We start from the raw sequence: 18,025 nt of genomic DNA on the forward strand, positions 1-18,025 counted from the left end.
TCGTGCCTCCTCTACTCCTTTTGGAGAGGCATGGACCGTCAAGCGCTCCTGAACAGCTTCCAGCGTTTCGGACGGAAGGCGATGCGGTTGCGGTCAAGGCCGTCAGCCTGTGCAGGCGGCAGTTCGAGCTCTATCGATGGGTGATCCTTGCCGATATTGACCTCGATATGGCGCGTGCCGGCCACGCGGCGGCTGGAAACGAGCAGGCCGGCAATGCAGCCGCCGCAGCCGTCGCGCAGTTCGATATCGTGCGGACGGAAATAGAGCTGCGCTTGGCCGTCCGCCTCGTTCTGAGCCGTGAGCCCCAGCGGGCGGTCTTCGAACCAGATTTCGCCGCTGGCAACGCGCACATCCAGACAGTTCGACTGACCGACGAAGCCGAAGACGAAAGGTGAATTCGGGTTGTCGTAGACCTGGTCAGGCGTGCCGACCTGTTCGATCGCGCCCTGGCTCATGACGACGACGCGGTCGGCGAGTTCCATCGCCTCGTCCTGGTCATGCGTGACGAAAACCGTGGTGTGGCCGGTGCGGTCGTGGATTTCACGAAGCCATCTGCGCAGGTCCTTGCGCACCTGGGCGTCGAGCGCGCCGAAGGGCTCATCGAGAAGCAGTACGTTAGGCTCAACTGCCAGCGCACGGGCGAGGGCGACGCGCTGGCGCTGGCCCCCCGAGAGCTGGGCCGGATAGCGTTTCTCCAGGCCGGAAAGCTGCACGAGATCGAGCAGTTCCAGCGCGCGGCTGCGGATTTCGATTTTTGACGGGCGGCGGGCCGTGTTGCGCACCTTGAGCCCGAAGGCGACGTTGTCGAGCACCGTCATGTAGCGGAAGAGGGCGTAGTGCTGGAACACGAAGCCGATATTGCGCTCTTGCACGGTCTTTTTCGAGGCATCTTCGTCACCGAAGTAGATCAGGCCCTCGGTCGGGCTCTCGAGGCCGGCAATGAGGCGCAGCAATGTCGTCTTGCCGGAGCCGGACGGCCCGAGCAGCGCGATCAGTTCGCCGGAGCGGATATCAAGAGAGACGTCGTGCAACGCCGGAAAACGCTCGAATTCCTTGCGCAGGTTCTGAATGCGAACTTCCATTTTATTTCCTTCAGTGCCGTCGGCTGGCGGCGATTTCTTCGCTGTATCGCATTTCGAGCAGCGTCTTCAAAACAAGGGTCACAAGGGCAAGCAAGGCAAGCAATGTCGCAACGGCAAAGGCGCCGGTGAAGTTATATTCGTTGTAGAGAATTTCTACCTGCAGCGGCATGGTGTTCGTTTGGCCGCGGATATGGCCGGAGACGACGGAGACGGCACCGAACTCGCCCATGGCGCGGGCGTTGCAGAGCAGCACACCATAAAGCAGGCCCCATTTAATGTTCGGCAAGGTGACGTGCCAGAAGGTCTGCCAGCCGCTGGCCCCTAGCGACAAGGCAGCCTCTTCGTCTGCCGTTCCCTGCTCCTGCATCAGCGGGATCAATTCCCGCGCGACGAACGGGAACGTGACGAACATGGTGGCAAGGATCAGTCCCGGCACGGCGAAAAGAATCTTGATGTCGTGCGCATCGAACCATTTTCCGAGATAGGTATTGGCGCCGAAAAGCAGCACGAAGACGAGGCCGGAAATAACCGGCGAGACGGAGAAAGGCAGGTCGATCAAGGTCGTCAGGAAAGCCTTGCCCTTGAACTCGAACTTGGCAATCGCCCAAGCCGCCGCGACGCCGAAAAACAAGTTTAGCGGTACACTGATTCCGGCGACGACAAGGGTCAGCCGAATCGCGGAGAAGGTTTCCGCGTCCTGCAGCGCCTCGAAGAAAGCACTCCCGCCCTTGCGAAAGGCCTCGACGAAGACCGCCGCAAGCGGCAGCAGCAAAATAAGGAGCAGGAAGATCAGCGACAGGATGATGAGCGTCCAGCGGGCGAACCTGGTTTCGGTGATGACAGAGCGGACCTTGGTTGAGCGAGCGATCGTGTCAAATGCCATTCCCATACCTCCGCCTGCTCCAACTCTGGATGAGATTGATGACCAGCAGCATGATGAACGAGATGATCAGCATGACTGCAGCAATACCCGTCGCGGCCGCATAGTTGTATTCTTCCAATTTGATGATGATCAAAAGCGGCGCAATCTCCGACTTGAACGGCAGGTTGCCGGCAATGAAGATGACCGAGCCGTATTCGCCGACGCCGCGAGCGAAGGCGAGTGCAAAGCCCGTCAGCACGGCAGGCGCGAGTGCTGGAAGCAGGACGCGGAAGATCGTCTGGAAACGATTGGCACCGAGCGTTGCGGCAGCTTCTTCCACCTCCTTGTCGATCTCTTCCATCACCGGCTGCACGGTACGCACGACGAAGGGTAGACCGACGAAAACGAGAGCGACGACGATGCCCACAGGTGTGAAGGCGATCTTGATGCCGAGCGGCGTCAGGAACTGGCCGATCCAGCCGTTCGGCGCATAGAGCGTCGTCAAGGCGATGCCGGCAACGGCGGTCGGCAATGCGAAAGGCAGATCGACCATCGCATCAATGACGCGCTTGCCGGGGAAACGGTAGCGCACCAGCACCCAGGCGAGGACGACGCCGAAAGCGGCATTGACGCAGGCCGCGACGAACGCGGCGCCGAAGCTAATGCGAAGCGCGCTTAGCGTACGCTGATCGAGCGCGATCGACACGAATTTGTCCCAGCCGAGTTCGCTCGAGCGCCAGGCGAGGCCCGAGAGCGGGATGAGGATCAGAAGGGTGAGCCAGGTCAAGGTAAGGCCGAGCGCTATTCCAAAACCTGGAATGACGCTCGGCCGTTTGAACCGCCACCGTGTGGGGCTATGTGCTTTCATGCGGCGTATTATTGGGCCGGCTTGTAGATTTGGTCAAACACGCCGCCATCACCGAAGAATTTCGGCTGCGCCTCCTTCCACCCGCCGAAGTCGTCGATAGTCGCGAGCTTCAGTTTCTGGAAACGGGCAATGTCCGCCTTGTCGGCGACTTCCGGCTTGCTCGGGCGATAGAAGTGCTTGGCAGCGATCTTCTGACCTTCATCGGAGTAGAGGTAGTTGAGATAGGCTTCGGCGACCTTGCGCGTGCCTTTCTTGTCGACGTTGCCGTCGACGATTGCGACCGGCGGATCGGCGCGGATCGACAGGGTCGGCGTGACGATCTCAAACTGGTCCGGACCAAGTTCTTCCAGCGAAAGATAGGCTTCGTTTTCCCAGGCGAGCAGAACATCGCCCAGACCGCGCTGGACGAAGGTCGTCGTTGCGCCGCGAGCGCCGGTGTCGAGCACCGGAACGTGCTGTAGCAGCTGCGTCACGTATTCTTGGGCTTTGGTGTCGTTGCCGCCGTTTGCCTGCTTGGCCCAAGCCCAGGCGGCCAGGAAGTTCCAGCGTGCGCCGCCCGAGGTCTTCGGGTTCGGCGTGATGACCTGGACATCTTCCTTGATCAGGTCGCCCCAATCCTTGATGCCCTTCGGATTGCCCTTGCGGACGAGGAAAACGATGGTGGAGGTGTAGGGCGCCGAATTGTTCGGGAACTTGGACTTCCAATCGGCCGGGATCTTGCCGGTCTTCTCGGCGATCGCATCGATGTCGCCTTCGAGTGCGAGAGTTACGACATCGGCCTCAAGGCCATCGATGACCGAACGCGCCTGGGCGCCGGAGCCGCCATGCGACGTCTGGATCGTGACCGTCTCGCCGGTATCCTTCTGCCACTTTTCGGCAAAGGCGACATTGAAATCCTTATACAATTCGCGCGTCGGGTCGTAGGACACGTTGAGAAGCGTCTGATCGGCGAAAGCCGGGGCAACGGCGCCGATTGCTACGCTGCCTGCAAAGACAGCGGCCGCAAGCAGCCGAATCGTCCTTATTGATCGCATGGGAACCTCCTTCGTTCTGCCTAAACTCTATCAACTTGGTCGTATAACGAAACGAACGTTCTTCCGGTTCCCCAGGTGCTTTTAGAATGTCATCCCATATGACGGGCAAATCTGAAATGAGCATCCTGCCCGGCGATATGTCCGCATTGCGAGCCATCCTAAGAAATGTGGCATTCCGGCGACAAGAAGGCTGCTGAAATAACAAATTCGCGACAGGACGGGCGATGATGTCTCAAGGGACCAGGCGCTGCGCTCAAACCGCGCTCTCTCATGGTCGTGAATCTCCAATGAAACTCGAATAGAATTCATCGACGTTTTTTGCCTTGCGCATCGACATAAGGACGCCATCTGACTGCAGGCGCCGTGCGATGGCGGCAAGCACGTTTAGGTATGCGCCTCGATTGCTCTCTCCGAAAAGTAGCACGAAGGCGATGTCCGTCTGCACGTCGTCGATCGCCTCGAAATCCAGCGGCTGCGCGAAACGCACAAGAAGGCCGCGCGGGCTCGTCATGCCGGCGATCACCGCATGCGGCACCGCGATGCCGTTGCCGATGCCGGTCGAGCCGAGGTTTTCACGGCTTTCCAGCGCCTGGAGGATGATCTTCTCCTCGATGTCGAATGCTTTGCCGGCCTTTTCCGCGAGGCTCCGCAGCGCACGCCACTTCGTCGCCCCCGAGACGCCGATGATGGCATGCTCCGGCCGGATGATGTCTGCGAGGTTCATGTCTTTCCCGTTATCATATTGACCGGATGAGGCGCCCGAAATCAATCCGGCTCCCTGAGCCGGTAGCCGACGCCGGTTTCGGTGGTGATATATTGCGGCTGGTCCGGAATCTGCTCCACCTTTTGCCGCAGCTGGCGGACATAGACGCGCAGATACTGAACGTCGGCTGCCGGTCCCCAAATCTGTTTCAGAAGGAACTGATGCGTCAGCACCTTGCCGGCGTGCTGGGCGAGCACTCGAAGGATATCGTATTCCTTCGGAGACAGCTTGATCTCCCTGTCGTCCACCTTGACGATCCGCTTGACGAGATCGATGGAAAGGCCACCGGTTTGGAAGATGGCCTTTTCGCCCTGCTGCTGCAGCCGATGGCGGAGTGCCACACGGATGCGGGCACCGAGCTCGTTGATGCCGAAGGGTTTCGTCACATAGTCGTCAGCGCCGGTTTCGAGCGCCTTGACGATGCCCGCCTCGTCGGTGCGGCTTGAGAGGATGACGACGGGCATGGAAAGGCCATCTTCGCGCCATTCGCGCAGCAGGTCGTGGCCCGGCTTGTCGGGAAGGCCGAGATCCAGAACGACGAGGTCCGGCTCATTTTCTTTCACGGCCCGATCGGCACCGGCGGCATTCGGCGCCTCATGCACCTCGTAGCCTTGCGCACTGAGCCCGACGCGAAGCAGTTTGCGGATCGGCGGCTCGTCGTCGACGACGAGAATTTTCACGGCTGAACCGGTCATTTGAGCTCATCCAGTTTTGGAATGTCATTGGGTTTCGGCAGGCGGATGGTAAAGACGGCGCCGGAGCGGTCCTTGCGGTTTTCGGCAATGATCGTTCCTCCCATTGCCTCGATGAAACCGCGGCAGATGGAAAGGCCGAGACCTGTTCCGGCACGCACCTGGTCGCCCTTGCGGACGCGGTGGAAGGTGTCGAAGACGCGGGTGAGATCGTTGGGTGGAATACCCAGGCCCTCGTCGGCAATCTGAATGACGACGTGTCCGGCATCGGTCCAGCCCTCGATGCGGATCACCGAACCTTCAGGCGCATATTTCGCAGCATTGTCGAGCAGGTTGAAGAGCGCCTGTTCGAAAAGTACGGGATCGACACGCACCATCGGCAGGTCGACAGGCATGATCATCTCGGTCTTGTGACGCTCAAGGATCTTGATGGCCCGCCTCAGCGCGCTGCCGGCGATATCGCCTGGATAGTGCAAGCCGTAATTCGGCTCCATGGCTCCGGATTCGATTTTCGTCATGTCGAGCAGGTTGGCGATGAACCGATTCAGGCGTTCGGATTCGTCGATAACTGTCGACAGAAGATCGTCGCGATCTTCTGCCAGCATGGAGCCGAAATAGTCGCGCAGTGTGCCGGCGGCGCCAAGGATCGCGGCAAGCGGTGTCTTCAGGTCATGCGAAATCGAGGTCAGCAAGGCGGAACGCAACCGGTCGGCTTCGGCGGCGAGCTTGGCGCGATCGACATCGGCAACGAGCTGTATGCGCTCGATGGCAAGCGCTGCCTGGTCGGCAAGCGCATCCAGGAGTCGCTGCTGCTCGGGCGTAAACAGCGGGCCCTCGCGGCGGTCGCTGTCGAGACCGATGACGCCGACGGCGGTGCGCCCGGTTCGTAGCGGCACATAAAGGCGTTTGGCGCCGGGAAGCGTATCCGCACCGCGCCCGGCGGCATGATTGTGTTCCCAGGCCCAGCGTGCCGCGGCAATATCGGCATCGTCCAGCGTGTCGTCAGGCGGATATCCTGCCTTGACTGCGATCGTACCTTCTTCGGGTAGGAGCAGGACGACACGGACCTTGAGCATCGAGGCGATCTGGAAGGCGGTTGCCCAGAGCACGTCGTCGAGCGTGCCGGTGCTCGCGAGCTTGCGGGAAAAAAGATAAAGGTCCTCGGTGGTGCGCGCACGCTGACGCGCGGCCGCCGCCTGCCGCTGAACGGCTGCCGTGAGGTTACTCGCAATCAGCGCAACGCCGATAAAGAAGAAAAAGGCGATCACGCTTTCGGGGTCCCTGATCGTCAGGGTGAAACGCGGCGGCAGGAAAAAGAAGTTAAAAGCAAGCGCGCCCAGAAGGCAGCTGTAGAGCGCGGGCCGCAAACCGTGGAGGACGGCGGAGGTGAGCACTGCCATCAGGAAAACCAGGGCAAGGTTGCGCACGTCCAGAACCTGATCGAGCACCACGCTGAATCCGAGCGCTACGGCAACATAGGCCGTTGCGAGCAGATAGGCCTTGATGTTGAAGGCCGGCAATGCAGGTGCCAGTCTGACGCCTCGGCCCGCGCTGTCGTCCTTCTCGTTGCCGGAGATGACATGAATGCTGATATCGCCGGCGAGCCGGATCAGATCGTCGACCGGCGAGTGCTGAAACCATTGGCGCCATGTCGGCGCCTCGGGTGAACCGACAACGATATGCGTGACGTTGTTGGCGCTCGCGTGGCGAAGCAGTTCCTCGGCGACCCGGTTTCCGGGAAGCGTGAGTGCCTCGCCGCCGAGCCGCTCGGCTAGGCGCAGCGTTGCTGCAATCGTATCCCGCTCTTCTTCTGTCAGGCTGATCGACCGGTTGGTTTCGATATAGACGGCGGACCATGGCGCGCGCAGCCGCGAAGCCATGCGTGTGGCATAGCGCACCAGCGAGGCAGATCGCGGATGGTGATCGATCGAGACGAGCACGCGTTCGCCGGCAGCCCATGGACCGGAGATCGCATGCGCCTGCATATGGCTTACAAGCTGGTCGTCGACACGCTGCGCAGTTTTGCGCAACGCAAGTTCACGAAGTGCCGTCAGATTCCCGGGCGTGAAATAGTTGGTCAGCGCGCGTTCGGCCGTTTTTGGCACATAGACCTTGCCATCGTGCAGGCGCTTGATCAGGTCGTCGGGCGTCAGGTCGATGATCTCGATATCGTCAGCCATGTCGATCACGGAGTCGGGCACCGTCTCGCGGACGCGGATGCGGGTGATCTGCGAAACGACATCGTTCAGGCTCTCGACATGCTGGATGTTCAGCGTCGTATAGACGTCGATGCCGCGATCCAGCAGCTCCTTGACGTCGAGGTAGCGTTTCGGATGGCGGCTGCCTTCGGCGTTGGTGTGGGCAAGTTCATCGACGAGGACGAGCCCCGGCTTGCGGGCGAGGATGGCGTCGAGGTCCATCTCCTCCAGGGTGTGGCCCTTGTAATGGACTTTCACCCGCGGAATGATCGCAAAGCCGTCGAGCAGCGCCTGGGTTTCCCTGCGGCCGTGGGTCTCGACGACCCCAACAACAACGTCGATGCCGTCCGCAAGCTTTGCCCGTCCGGAAACCAGCATTTCATAGGTCTTGCCGACGCCAGGTGCGGCGCCGAGGAATATCTTCAACCGGCCGCGCGTTTCGGCCCGCGCCTTCTCGAGAAGCGCGTCCGGCGAGGGCCTTGCAACCTGATCGCGGTTATCATCCGGCATTCGCATGATCTTTCCGATGAGCAGGCCCTGGACCGCTTGCGAACCGTCCGGGGCCTACAACCTTTACTGAGTCATAGAAGCATCGAGGGACCGGTTCAATGCCAGAACATTGACCGTCGGTTCGCCAAGGATGCCGAGTTCAGGGTGCTGTATGGCGCTATCCACCAGCGCCTTTACCGCAGCCTCGTCCATGTTGCGGGCCTTGGCAACGCGCGGTACCTGGAAGTAGGCAGTGTCCGGCGAGATATGCGGGTCAAGCCCGCTGCCGGAGGCGGTCACCAGATCGATCGGCACTTCGGCATTCGGGTTTGTCGCCTTGGCGGCCTCGTAGTCGGCCTTCACACGGTCGATCAGCTTCTGGCTGGTCGGGCCGATGTTCGAGCCGCCGGAGCTTTCGGCATTGTAGCCGTCGCCCGCCGCCGAAGGACGGCCGTGGAAATACGTCTCGCTGGTGAAGGATTGGCCGATCAGCGTCGAGCCGATCACCTGGCCATCCTTCTCGATCAGGCTGCCATTTGCCTGTGTCGGAAACAGCGCCTTGGCGACGCCTGTCATGGCAAGCGGGTAAAGCAGGCCGGTGATGGCCGTGGTGGCAACGAACATGACGATCGCTGGACGAAGTTGTTTCAACATTGCTGGTACTCCTTAGGCGAGGCCGGCAGCGGTGATCAGCATGTCGATCGCCTTGATGCCGATGAACGGAACGACAATGCCGCCGAGGCCGTAGATCAAAAGGTTGCGCGAAAGCAGGGCGCCCGCCCCAATCGGACGGTAGCGCACGCCTTTGAGGGACAAGGGGATCAACGCGATGATGATCAGCGCGTTGAAGATGATCGCCGAGAGGATGGCGCTTTGCGGCGACGACAAGCCCATGACGTTCAGCGCGGAAAGCTGCGGGTAGAAGGTGAGGAACATCGCCGGGATGATGGCGAAATACTTGGCGATATCGTTGGCGATCGAAAAGGTCGTCAGCGCGCCTCGGGTCATCAAGAGCTGCTTGCCGATCTCGACGATCTCGATGAGCTTCGTCGGGTCGCTGTCGAGGTCGACCATGTTGCCCGCCTCGCGGGCGGCGACGGTGCCGGTATTCATGGCGACACCGACGTCGGCCTGGGCAAGGGCCGGTGCGTCGTTCGTGCCGTCGCCGCACATGGCGACCAGCTTACCTTTCGCCTGTTCCTCGCGGATGAGCGTCAGCTTGTTTTCGGGTGTTGCCTGCGCCAGGAAGTCGTCGACGCCGGCTTCGGCGGCGATCGCAGCGGCGGTCATCGGGTTGTCGCCTGTGATCATGACGGTACGGATGCCCATGCGGCGCAGTTCGGCGAAACGCTCGCGGATGCCGCCCTTGACGATGTCCTTGAGCTGAATGACGCCAAGCAGACGGCCGTCACGGGCAACGGCAAGCGGCGTGCCGCCGGACCTGGCGATTTCGTCGGCGATTGTCTGCAACTGCTTCACGACGTCGCTGTTGATCCGCAATGCGAGTGCGGCGTTGCCCGACATAGAGGTTGAGCCTTCGCCGACATAGGCAAGCACCGCGTCGACAGCGCCCTTGCGTATCGACGAGCCCTCGACATCGACCCCACTCATGCGGGTCTGGGCCGTGAAGGGCACGAAAGTCGCCTTCAGGCTGGCCATCTCGCGGCCGCGGATTGCGTATTTCTCCTTGGCAAGCACGACGATCGATCGGCCTTCCGGCGTTTCGTCGGCAAGCGAAGCAAGCTGGGCTGCATCGGCAAGCTCCTGCTCGGAGACGCCGCGGATCGGATGGAAGGCGGTTGCCTGGCGGTTGCCGAGGGTGATGGTGCCTGTCTTGTCGAGCAGCAGCGTGTCAACGTCTCCGGCGGCTTCGACGGCGCGGCCGGACATGGCGAGCACGTTGAAGCGGACAAGACGGTCCATGCCGGCAATACCGATGGCCGAGAGCAGGGCGCCGATCGTCGTCGGGATCAATGTCACGAAGAGTGCAACGAGCATGATGATGGGGATCGAGCCGCCGGCATAGACCGCAAAGCTCGGGATCGTCGCAGTCGCGAGAACGAAGATCAGCGTCATGCCAGCGAGCAGGATGTTGAGGGCGATCTCGTTCGGGGTCTTCTGGCGTTCCGCACCTTCGACGAGCGAGATCATGCGGTCGAGGAAGGTCGACCCCGCAGCCGCCGTGATGCGAACGCGGATCCAGTCGGAAAGCACCTGCGTGCCGCCGGTGACCGCCGAACGATCACCGCCGGATTCGCGGATGACCGGCGCGGATTCGCCGGTGATCGCAGCTTCGTTGACCGAGGCGACACCTTCGACGACTTCGCCGTCCGACGGGATGATGTCGCCGGCCTCGACAAGGACAACGTCGCCGACCTTCAGGCTCGTGCCGGGCACCATGCGGTAACCCGTGCCGTCATTGGACGTCAGCAGCTTGGCTTGGGTTTCGGTGCGGGCCCTGCGAAGCGAGTCGGCCTGCGCCTTGCCACGGCCTTCGGCGACAGCCTCGGCGAAGTTGGCGAAAAGCACCGTGAACCAGAGCCAGAGATTGATCTGGAAGGAAAAGCCGAGATTTCCGCGGCCGGTGATGAGATCGCGGAGGAAGAGAACGGTCGTGAGCGCCGAGACTGTGGCCACGACGAACATGACCGGGTTTCGGGCAAGCGTCCGCGGGTTGAGCTTCTTGAAAGCAGCGCTGACTGCCGGAATGAGGATGCGAGAATCCATGATGCTCGCGGATTTTGCCTGGCTCATAAGAGACTCCAGCTTGAAAGAGTAAGGCGACCGTCGCGCGGTCAGCCATGTAGGATTCGAACGGCGGCGAGGATGACGAGGAGGCCGGCCATCATCACCAGGATGATGTCGGAGGCCCGCGCCATCCGCTCGCTGTCACATCCCGGTGAACCGGGATGTGACTTGAAGGGGCTGCGAGGTCTGCGACGAAGGATCATGTCTTCACCTCAGAAGGTCTGGCCGGCGATCATCATCAGGTGCTCGACGACCGGGCCGAGGGCGAGGGCCGGAAAGAAGGTCAGACCGCCGACGATCAGGATGGTGCCGCCCAGAAGCCCGACGAAGAGCGGACCATCGGTCGGGAATGTGCCTGCCGAGGCGGGAACCGACTTCTTGGCGACCAACGAACCCGCGATTGCAAGGGCCGGGATGATGACCAGGAAGCGGCCAGCCAGCATGGCGATGCCGAGCGTGATGTTGTAAAAGGGCGTGTTGCCGGTCAGGCCACCGAAAGCCGAGCCGTTGTTGGCGGCAGCCGAGGTATAGGCATAAAGGATTTCGGAGAAGCCGTGCGGACCGGCCGTGCCGATCGAGGCGACGGCTGAGGGAAGCACGGTTGCGATTGCCGTGAAGATCAGCATGGCGGCCGGCAGGCAGAGAATGGCAAGCACGGCCATTTTCATTTCCTTGGCTTCGATCTTCTTGCCGAGGTATTCCGGCGTACGGCCGACCATCAGGCCTGCGACAAAGATCGCGATGATGATGAACAGCAAGATGCCGTAAAAGCCTGCGCCCACGCCGCCGACGATGACTTCGCCGAGCTGCATGTTGATCAGCGGGATGAGGCCACCAAATGCGGTGAAACTGCCGTGCATCGCATTGACGGCGCCGCAGGAGGCGGCGGTCGTGATGACGGCAAACAGCGAGGAGAGCACGACGCCGAAGCGGACTTCCTTGCCTTCCATATTGCCACCGTTGAGCCCGAAGGCGTGCATCAGCGGGTTGCCAGAGGCTTCCGCCCAGTAAGTGACGCCGACGCCGATGACGAACAGGATGCCCATCGTGGCAAGGATCGCCCAGCCCTGGCGCTGGTTGCCGACCATGCGGCCGAAAACATTGGTCAATGCGGCGCCGATCGCGAAAATGGAAAGCATCTGGACGAGGTTAGAAATGGCGTCCGGATTCTCGAAGGGATGCGCGGAATTGGCATTGAAGAAGCCTCCGCCGTTTGTTCCCAGCATCTTGATGGCAAGCTGGGAGGCAACGGGGCCGACAGCGATTGTCTGCTTGGCGCCTTCAAGCGTCGTTGCTTCCACATAAGGGCCGAGCGTCTGCGGAACGCCGAGATAGACATAGACCAGTGTCAGTATGATGCAGAGCGGCAGCAGCACGTGGAGCGTGCTGCGGATCATATCGACCCAGAAATTGCCGATTGCCTTACCGGACGCGCGCGCAAAGGCGCGGATTAGGCCGACGGCAATGGCAATACCGGTTGCAGCCGACACGAAGTTCTGAACGGTGAGCCCTACCATCTGCGTGAGGTAGGACATCGTGCTTTCGCCGCCGTAATTCTGCCAATTCGTGTTGGTGACGAAGCTGACGGCGGTGTTGAATGACAGCTCCGGCGGCACGGAGGTCATGCCGGCCGGGTTATAGGGGAGAACAGCCTGCAGGCGCATCAGCGCATAAAGGACGAGCACGCCCAGGAAATTGAAAAGCAGCATCGAAAAAGCATAGGAGGTCCAATGCTGCTCCTCGCGCTCGCTCGTGCCGGCAATGGCGTAAAGCCCACGCTCGATTGGAGCGAGGACCGGTGAAAGGAATGTGCGCTCGCCGTCGAAGACACGCGTCATGTAGCCGCCGAGCGGTTTGACGAGCGCGATGAGGATCCCGCAGTAAAGCAGGATCTGAAGCCATCCGTTGAGGGTCATGGGAGGTAACTTTCAGTACCCGGCTTCTTGATCAGAAGCGCTCGGGGCGAATAAGAGCGTAGGTAAGGTAAACGGTCAGAAAGACCGTGACCGCACCGCTTAAGATATAATCGAGTGTCATGATGTTCCTCGGTTCAGAGCCTGTCGCAGGCGCTGGTATAGGCAAAGCACAGCGCGAAGAATGCGACCGCAATGCCGGGTAGAATGATGTCCATCATCGATCTTGACTCCTGTTGTTGTTCTTTGGAGTCAGACAAGACAAAGGGCACCGTCTTTGAAAGACGACACCTTTCGGGCTTTCTGGCGCGGAGATGATCTTGCCGATCTCTCGAGCGTGAATATGCTGCCGAAGCGCATAAAGGTTCGAGACGGGGCGGAGGTCGCCAATATAAAAATCTTATAAGTGCCGATGCCCGCTGCCTGCGCTCAATCCCGCCAGATTAGTCGAGCATTTCATCATGCGGTGAGCAAAAGCCGCGCATTTCTGTTGAATTGCGAGGGCCAGGGGTCGTATAGTCACTCAAACGATGTCCGCGGTGAACCGGACGAAATCATCAGGGAAGGAAACCGACATATGGCCAAAGTCCGTGCGCTGGTCCTGGAACGCCAGCATGAGCTTGCGCTTCGCGACGTCGATCTGCCGCTGGAAACAGGACCGGGACAGGTGAAGATCAGGATCCATACCGTCGGCGTCTGTGGTTCGGACGTGCATTACTACACGCACGGCAGGATCGGACCCTTTGTGGTCAAGGAACCAATGGTGCTCGGTCATGAAGCTGCAGGCACGGTGGTCGAAGTCGGCGAAGGCGTGACGCATCTGAAAGCCGGCGACCGCGTCTGCATGGAGCCCGGCATTCCCGATCCGAATTCGAAGGCAAGCCGTCTCGGCATGTACAACGTCGATCCTGCCGTCACCTTCTGGGCGACGCCGCCGGTTCACGGTGTGCTGACGCCGGAAGTGGTTCATCCCGCCAATTATTCATTCAAGTTGCCGGACAATGTGAGCTTTGCCGAAGGCGCCATGGTCGAGCCCTTCGCGGTCGGCATGCAGGCAGCGGCAAAAGCGAAGATTGCGCCGGGCGACACAGCCGTCGTCGTCGGCGCCGGACCGATCGGAACGATGGTGGCGATTGCTGCCCTTGCCGGAGGCTGCGCCCGGGCGATCGTTGCCGATCTCGCCCAGCCGAAGCTCGATATCGCTGCGCAGTACCAGGGCGTCATTCCGGTCAATGTCCGCGAGAAGAACCTCACTGACGAGGTGAGACGGCTGACGGATGGCTGGGGCGCGGACGTGATCTTCGAGTGCTCCGGATCACCAAAGGCCTGGGAGACGATCATGGACCTGGCGCGCCCAGGCGGCGTCATCGTTGCCGTCGGCCTTCCGGTCAATCCGATAGGGTTCGACGTTTCGACCGCCTCGACCAAGGAAATCCGCATCGAAACGGTCTTCCGCTACGCGCACCAATACGAGCGTTCGATCGCACTGCTCGGCTCCGGCCGCGTCGACCTGAAGCCGTTGATCTCGGAGACCTTCAAATTCGAGGATTCGATCAAGGCGTTTGACCGCGCAGTGGAAGCGCGGCCGACCGATGTGAAACTGCAGATCGTTATGGAGTGATCCATTTTTTCGGGAATCCCCGTCGGGTCGAAATGCTCGAGCAGTATCCGGACCAGACAGAATTCGCGAGTGGGCTCCCGGCAGCCCACTCTTTAGATCTCTAACGGCACATATGCTGCAAGCCGGCGATCGTCCATAGTCTTATTTGTACAGACCATTGTCTCGCGAGCGCCGAGCTTCGGATGAGCGCCATTGCGTACGACCGTCAAAGCGTGCATGTTGAATGCCTTCAGCAGCCGGATCAAGGGCGCTGCTGCTTCGGGGCCTCGATGTCCTGGCCCCAACGAAAGGAGGACGAAATGTCTTCCAGCCTCCATCTTTACAGTACCGCTCGCAATCTCGTCAGCGTCAGCGAGTTTGGGTACGGCGAAAACATTCGGGTTCAGCAAATTGGCAAGAGCAGGCCATCGGACGTCTTGCCCCTCAAGCGGATCAATTTCGCAGCATCAGCCGCCAAGCCTTCCCGGGACGGTTGCGAAGTATCCACTGCGAGCTTCTGGAACATTTCGTCGCCACTGAGCGGGCGCAGAAATACAACGCTGCCGCAGCATTGAAGCTGCGATCAACAATCAACCGAAAAACCCAGGAGGACCAAATGGCCAAGGGCCAAGCGCGAAGCAATCGTGAAGTTCGAAAACCCAAAAAGGAAAAGACGGTGACACCTGTCGCCACGGCGCAAGGCACTCAGGTCAAGTTCGCAAACAGCGCGCTTAGCCTCGGCAAGAAGCAGAAATAGCTCCAGTCTTGGAAGCAGCTTTTCGCATGCTTCTGCCGCCGCCGGTACCAAGGGCCTGGCTTTGTTGGGCGCAAGTGCGGGCCGCCTTGAATAAGGCGGCCCGCGTCACCACATCATTGTTGCGTTTTCAGCCTTTTGGCTACCTGATCTCGCCGGTTCGCCCGGCTGCTTGGCAATCTCAGAATTGCAAAACGTCCATAATTCCGCTCTGCGGCGGAAGATAGTCGCGCTGAAGCCATTGCCTCGCGCATCCACGTTTTAGGATACCTCATGATAGACACGACCCGCCACGCGGCGGAGAGCCTGTTCCGACGCACAGCCCCCGAAGGCTCGAATGCCGCCAAGTTGCAGGACGTACGCACCAGACAGATCCTCAGAATGAGAGAACGCAGGCCCGTTGAAATGCAGCAGCGCCTCGAAAATCGTATGAGGCGCGCCAATCTCGAGACCCTGTTTGCCCTAAAGGAGCGTACGCATGGCGATATTTGATTACAGCACCGGTGCAGGACTATACCCCTGCAAGACCGTGAAGAGAACGAGCCGGCTTCGGTACAGAAGGTTTGATTCGGCCGCTGAAGCGCTTCGCTTTGCGATTGAGGACATGCCTGCCTCGCTGCTTCGCGGTTCCATACTAGAGGTTGAGGAAGCCCGCTATGATGGTCAGCAGATGCAGAGGCTTTACGAAGCCGACGCATATCCTCTGCCTAGGCGGGGCAAGAGCGATTCTTTGGAAGTCGAACCGCGCCGAGCCCGGCAATCCGGCTGACGCGACTCCTTTTGGGGATTGCCATCGTAAGTGGTATCAACGCAAGCGTCAAAACAAGAAGTTGACGCGGCCGTCGAAAGTGTCTATACAAAAACCCATCGATACTTTGTTTGACGATAGTTGTTTTTGCTGCGCTTCGCGCTTCGCGACGAACTTCCTTCTCTCAAAAGTCGAAAACCCGCTGTGCGTCGCCCAGCGGTGATCAATGTTGCTAAGAAAGGGTTCGTTATGACCACTGGCACAGTTAAATGGTTCAATTCCACCAAAGGTTTCGGCTTCATTCAGCCTGACGACGGCAGCGCCGATGTGTTCGTTCACATCTCGGCCGTCGAACGCGCAGGGATGAGCTCGATCGTCGAAGGCCAGAAGCTCGGTTTCGAGCTCGAGCGCGACAGCAAGTCGGGCAAGATGTCTGCCGGCCAGCTCAAGGCCGCCTAAGCTTTAGCCGCCGATGACCACGGATGTACCGACACGGCGGCAAGAGGTTACAAGAGGCCAGGCTCATGTCTGGCCTCTTTCCGTTCTGAGGCACCTTCCGCAGCGCGCGATACCAGCGCAGGTCTTCCCTAGCAGCGCGATGGTACAAGCCTCCCTACCTTACGAGATCCAAAGGAATACCTATTGAGACATTCCAACGACAACGGTTTTGCCGAACGCCGCAATGCCGCGGCGGAGGCAAAGCGAGAGCTTCTGGCAAAGTTCGCCTCCGCCCCGAAATCAGCCGATCCCGGGATGCAGGAGCGGCTTGCTGCGCGTGACGCGGTGATCCGCGCCCGCGAGGCCCGCCGTGCCGAGCGGGAAGCATTGAAGACAGCAGAGAACCAGCGAATTCTTGCCGCTGCGGCGGCGATGGCGGCTGCGGCCGAGGCCGAGGAAAAGGCAGAAGCGGAAGCCCGTCAGGCAGAAATTGCTGATCGCGTTTCACGCGGCGTGGCGGACGAAGCCGCACGCAAGGCCGAGCGTGATCGCCGTTATGCCGCGCGCAAGGCCCGCCAAGCCTGAGGTCCCAAACCACTGCGCCTATGGGCGCAGACAACCATGCGTGCGCAGATGACGCAAGGCGCGCGATAGGAACCGCTTTTGATGAACGCACATGTCCATACACCAGCCCCGCTTGCTGAAGACAATGTCGGAGCATGGTTGAAGACTCTGGCGAAATATCGCCAGCCTCGTATTGGCCGCTCCGCCTTCGAGCTTATTGTCACCGCCGTCCCGTTCGTGGGGTTCTGGGCTATCGCCTATTTTTCCCTCGTTTACGGCTTCTGGTACGGACTGGCTGCAATCATTGCGGCCGCAGCCTTCCTCCTGCGACTGTTTATGATCCAGCACGATTGCGGTCACGGCTCGTTCTTCGCCCGTCGCGGCATTGATGATTGGACAGGGCGTGTCATAGGCGTACTTACACTGACACCTTACGCCTATTGGCGCCGGGCGCACGCTGCCCATCATGCGTCGGCCGGCAATCTCGACGAGCGGGGCGTTGGTGATATCACGACCCTGACGGTTGCAGAGTACCGTGCGCTTTCGCCCATGAACCGCCTCGGCTATCGCCTCTACCGGCACCCGCTGGTGATGTTCGGCATCGGCCCTGCCTGGCTCTTCCTCTTCAAGCAGCGCCTGCCATTCGGGATGATGAATTGCGGAGCGCTTCCCTGGGTTTCGACCATGGGTACAAACCTCGCGGTTGTCACACTTGCAGGCCTGATGATGTGGATTGTGGGGGTCGGGCCGTTCCTGATGATCCACCTGCCGATCGTGCTTCTGTCGGGTGCGGCCGGCATATGGCTCTTCTATGTCCAGCATCAGTTCGAGGACACGCACTGGTCGATAGGCGACGACTGGCAGTTTCCAAAAGCCGCTCTCCACGGCGCATCCCATTACGATCTGCCGCTGGCGCTACGATGGTTGACTGGCAATATCGGCATTCACCACGTGCATCATCTGTCGAGCCGCATACCTTATTACAGGCTGCCGGAAGTGCTGCGCGACCACCCACAACTTGCCGGAATCGGGCGCATTTCACTCTGGCAAAGCCTGCAGTGCGTCAGGCTCGTGTTATGGGATGATCGGCGCCAGAAACTCGTTTCATTCCGTGAGAGCGCGGCAGCGGCGGCTTAGCGCGTACATTCGGCAAGGTTCCCGGCGGGCCGCCGATCCGACGAAACCATGCTTGCGCTCACGCCGCCGACCCCAAGATACCCGACAATCGAAGTCGGGTTGATGATGGCCATTGGGGACCGCCGTTGCAGCCAG

At 60.4% G+C, this 18,025-nt stretch carries 18 protein-coding genes; 6 read left to right on the forward strand and 12 right to left on the reverse strand.

All coding sequences use genetic code 11. The annotated features are described in order from the left end of the window. Positions 1-38: 38 nt before the first annotated feature. The 12 genes from N2599_RS24215 to N2599_RS24270 all read right to left on the reverse strand — a co-directional run bounded on the left by N2599_RS24215 (position 39) and on the right by N2599_RS24270 (position 12,773). Positions 39-1,082, reverse strand: a complete 1,044-nt coding sequence (locus N2599_RS24215) for a sulfate/molybdate ABC transporter ATP-binding protein (protein WP_027511032.1) — start codon at positions 1,080-1,082, stop codon at positions 39-41. A gap of 10 nt (positions 1,083-1,092) precedes the next feature. Next, positions 1,093-1,965, reverse strand: coding sequence for a sulfate ABC transporter permease subunit CysW (cysW, locus tag N2599_RS24220; protein ID WP_027511031.1), 873 nt, complete (start codon positions 1,963-1,965; stop codon positions 1,093-1,095). Further along, positions 1,955-2,812, reverse strand: coding sequence for a sulfate ABC transporter permease subunit CysT (gene cysT, locus N2599_RS24225; protein ID WP_027511030.1), 858 nt, complete (start codon positions 2,810-2,812; stop codon positions 1,955-1,957). The genes cysW and cysT overlap by 11 nt, the downstream gene beginning before the upstream one ends. An 8-nt stretch (positions 2,813-2,820) precedes the next feature. Then, positions 2,821-3,846, reverse strand: a complete 1,026-nt coding sequence (locus tag N2599_RS24230) for a sulfate ABC transporter substrate-binding protein (protein WP_027511029.1) — start codon at positions 3,844-3,846, stop codon at positions 2,821-2,823. A 268-nt stretch (positions 3,847-4,114) separates the two neighbouring features. Then, positions 4,115-4,570: a PTS sugar transporter subunit IIA gene (locus N2599_RS24235; RefSeq protein WP_027511028.1), complete on the reverse strand. Its 456-nt coding sequence runs from the start codon at positions 4,568-4,570 to the stop codon at positions 4,115-4,117. Between the two features lie 41 nt (positions 4,571-4,611). Then, positions 4,612-5,304 (reverse strand): response regulator transcription factor, encoded by a 693-nt coding sequence (locus N2599_RS24240; RefSeq protein WP_027511027.1) that lies wholly within the window; start codon positions 5,302-5,304, stop codon positions 4,612-4,614. Further along, entirely contained in the window at positions 5,301-8,009 is a 2,709-nt protein-coding gene (locus tag N2599_RS24245) for a DUF4118 domain-containing protein (protein ID WP_027511026.1), read from the reverse strand. Before N2599_RS24245 ends, N2599_RS24240 begins: the two co-directional genes overlap by 4 nt. Positions 8,010-8,072: 63 nt before the next feature. Next, the gene (gene kdpC, locus N2599_RS24250) at positions 8,073-8,642 is read right to left on the reverse strand and encodes a potassium-transporting ATPase subunit KdpC (RefSeq protein WP_027511025.1); all 570 of its coding nucleotides are present in this window, start codon (positions 8,640-8,642) and stop codon (positions 8,073-8,075) included. A 12-nt stretch (positions 8,643-8,654) separates the two neighbouring features. Continuing rightward, positions 8,655-10,742, reverse strand: a complete 2,088-nt coding sequence (kdpB, locus tag N2599_RS24255; protein WP_027511024.1) for a potassium-transporting ATPase subunit KdpB — start codon at positions 10,740-10,742, stop codon at positions 8,655-8,657. Positions 10,743-10,783: 41 nt separating this feature from the next. Next, positions 10,784-10,939 carry a hypothetical protein gene (locus N2599_RS24260; RefSeq protein WP_167333911.1) on the reverse strand — a complete coding sequence of 52 codons (156 nt, stop codon included), beginning with the start codon at positions 10,937-10,939 and terminating at the stop codon, positions 10,784-10,786. A gap of 9 nt (positions 10,940-10,948) precedes the next feature. Beyond that, positions 10,949-12,652 (reverse strand): potassium-transporting ATPase subunit KdpA, encoded by a 1,704-nt coding sequence (gene kdpA, locus N2599_RS24265; protein WP_027511023.1) that lies wholly within the window; start codon positions 12,650-12,652, stop codon positions 10,949-10,951. Positions 12,653-12,683: 31 nt separating this feature from the next. Continuing rightward, positions 12,684-12,773, reverse strand: a complete 90-nt coding sequence (locus N2599_RS24270; RefSeq protein ID WP_016556800.1) for a K(+)-transporting ATPase subunit F — start codon at positions 12,771-12,773, stop codon at positions 12,684-12,686. 453 nt (positions 12,774-13,226) lie between these two features. Between N2599_RS24270 and N2599_RS24275 the strand changes: the two genes are divergently transcribed. From N2599_RS24275 to N2599_RS24300, 6 genes are all read left to right on the forward strand, one after another. Further along, positions 13,227-14,270: an NAD(P)-dependent alcohol dehydrogenase gene (locus N2599_RS24275; RefSeq protein WP_027511022.1), complete on the forward strand. Its 1,044-nt coding sequence runs from the start codon at positions 13,227-13,229 to the stop codon at positions 14,268-14,270. A 223-nt stretch (positions 14,271-14,493) separates the two neighbouring features. Next, entirely contained in the window at positions 14,494-15,006 is a 513-nt protein-coding gene (locus tag N2599_RS24280; RefSeq protein WP_143534077.1) for a hypothetical protein, read from the forward strand. 270 nt (positions 15,007-15,276) lie between these two features. Next, complete coding sequence (locus N2599_RS24285; protein WP_027511020.1) at positions 15,277-15,495, forward strand: hypothetical protein; 219 nt, start codon at positions 15,277-15,279, stop codon at positions 15,493-15,495. Between the two features lie 505 nt (positions 15,496-16,000). After that, entirely contained in the window at positions 16,001-16,210 is a 210-nt protein-coding gene (locus tag N2599_RS24290; RefSeq protein WP_027511019.1) for a cold-shock protein, read from the forward strand. A 183-nt stretch (positions 16,211-16,393) separates the two neighbouring features. Further along, complete coding sequence (locus N2599_RS24295) at positions 16,394-16,774, forward strand: DUF6481 family protein (RefSeq protein ID WP_027511018.1); 381 nt, start codon at positions 16,394-16,396, stop codon at positions 16,772-16,774. A gap of 81 nt (positions 16,775-16,855) precedes the next feature. Then, the gene (locus N2599_RS24300) at positions 16,856-17,890 is read left to right on the forward strand and encodes a fatty acid desaturase (RefSeq protein ID WP_027511017.1); all 1,035 of its coding nucleotides are present in this window, start codon (positions 16,856-16,858) and stop codon (positions 17,888-17,890) included. Positions 17,891-18,025 lie beyond the last annotated feature (135 nt).

Source organism: Rhizobium sullae (assembly GCF_025200715.1).
GTDB lineage: Bacteria > Pseudomonadota > Alphaproteobacteria > Rhizobiales > Rhizobiaceae > Rhizobium > Rhizobium sullae.

Coding starts and splice junctions, on each gene's coding strand:
- N2599_RS24290 (WP_027511019.1), top strand. CDS start 16,001: ATGACCACTGGCACAGTTAAATGGTTCAATTCCACCAAAGGTTTCGGC.
- N2599_RS24260 (WP_167333911.1), bottom strand. CDS start 10,939: ATGATCCTTCGTCGCAGACCTCGCAGCCCCTTCAAGTCACATCCCGGT.
- N2599_RS24215 (WP_027511032.1), bottom strand. CDS start 1,082: ATGGAAGTTCGCATTCAGAACCTGCGCAAGGAATTCGAGCGTTTTCCG.
- kdpB (WP_027511024.1), bottom strand. CDS start 10,742: ATGAGCCAGGCAAAATCCGCGAGCATCATGGATTCTCGCATCCTCATT.
- N2599_RS24300 (WP_027511017.1), top strand. CDS start 16,856: ATGAACGCACATGTCCATACACCAGCCCCGCTTGCTGAAGACAATGTC.
- N2599_RS24275 (WP_027511022.1), top strand. CDS start 13,227: ATGGCCAAAGTCCGTGCGCTGGTCCTGGAACGCCAGCATGAGCTTGCG.
- N2599_RS24270 (WP_016556800.1), bottom strand. CDS start 12,773: ATGACACTCGATTATATCTTAAGCGGTGCGGTCACGGTCTTTCTGACC.
- kdpA (WP_027511023.1), bottom strand. CDS start 12,652: ATGACCCTCAACGGATGGCTTCAGATCCTGCTTTACTGCGGGATCCTC.
- N2599_RS24280 (WP_143534077.1), top strand. CDS start 14,494: ATGCCTTCAGCAGCCGGATCAAGGGCGCTGCTGCTTCGGGGCCTCGAT.
- N2599_RS24230 (WP_027511029.1), bottom strand. CDS start 3,846: ATGCGATCAATAAGGACGATTCGGCTGCTTGCGGCCGCTGTCTTTGCA.
- N2599_RS24240 (WP_027511027.1), bottom strand. CDS start 5,304: ATGACCGGTTCAGCCGTGAAAATTCTCGTCGTCGACGACGAGCCGCCG.
- N2599_RS24235 (WP_027511028.1), bottom strand. CDS start 4,570: ATGAACCTCGCAGACATCATCCGGCCGGAGCATGCCATCATCGGCGTC.
- cysT (WP_027511030.1), bottom strand. CDS start 2,812: ATGAAAGCACATAGCCCCACACGGTGGCGGTTCAAACGGCCGAGCGTC.
- N2599_RS24245 (WP_027511026.1), bottom strand. CDS start 8,009: ATGCCGGATGATAACCGCGATCAGGTTGCAAGGCCCTCGCCGGACGCG.
- kdpC (WP_027511025.1), bottom strand. CDS start 8,642: ATGTTGAAACAACTTCGTCCAGCGATCGTCATGTTCGTTGCCACCACG.
- N2599_RS24285 (WP_027511020.1), top strand. CDS start 15,277: ATGATAGACACGACCCGCCACGCGGCGGAGAGCCTGTTCCGACGCACA.
- cysW (WP_027511031.1), bottom strand. CDS start 1,965: ATGGCATTTGACACGATCGCTCGCTCAACCAAGGTCCGCTCTGTCATC.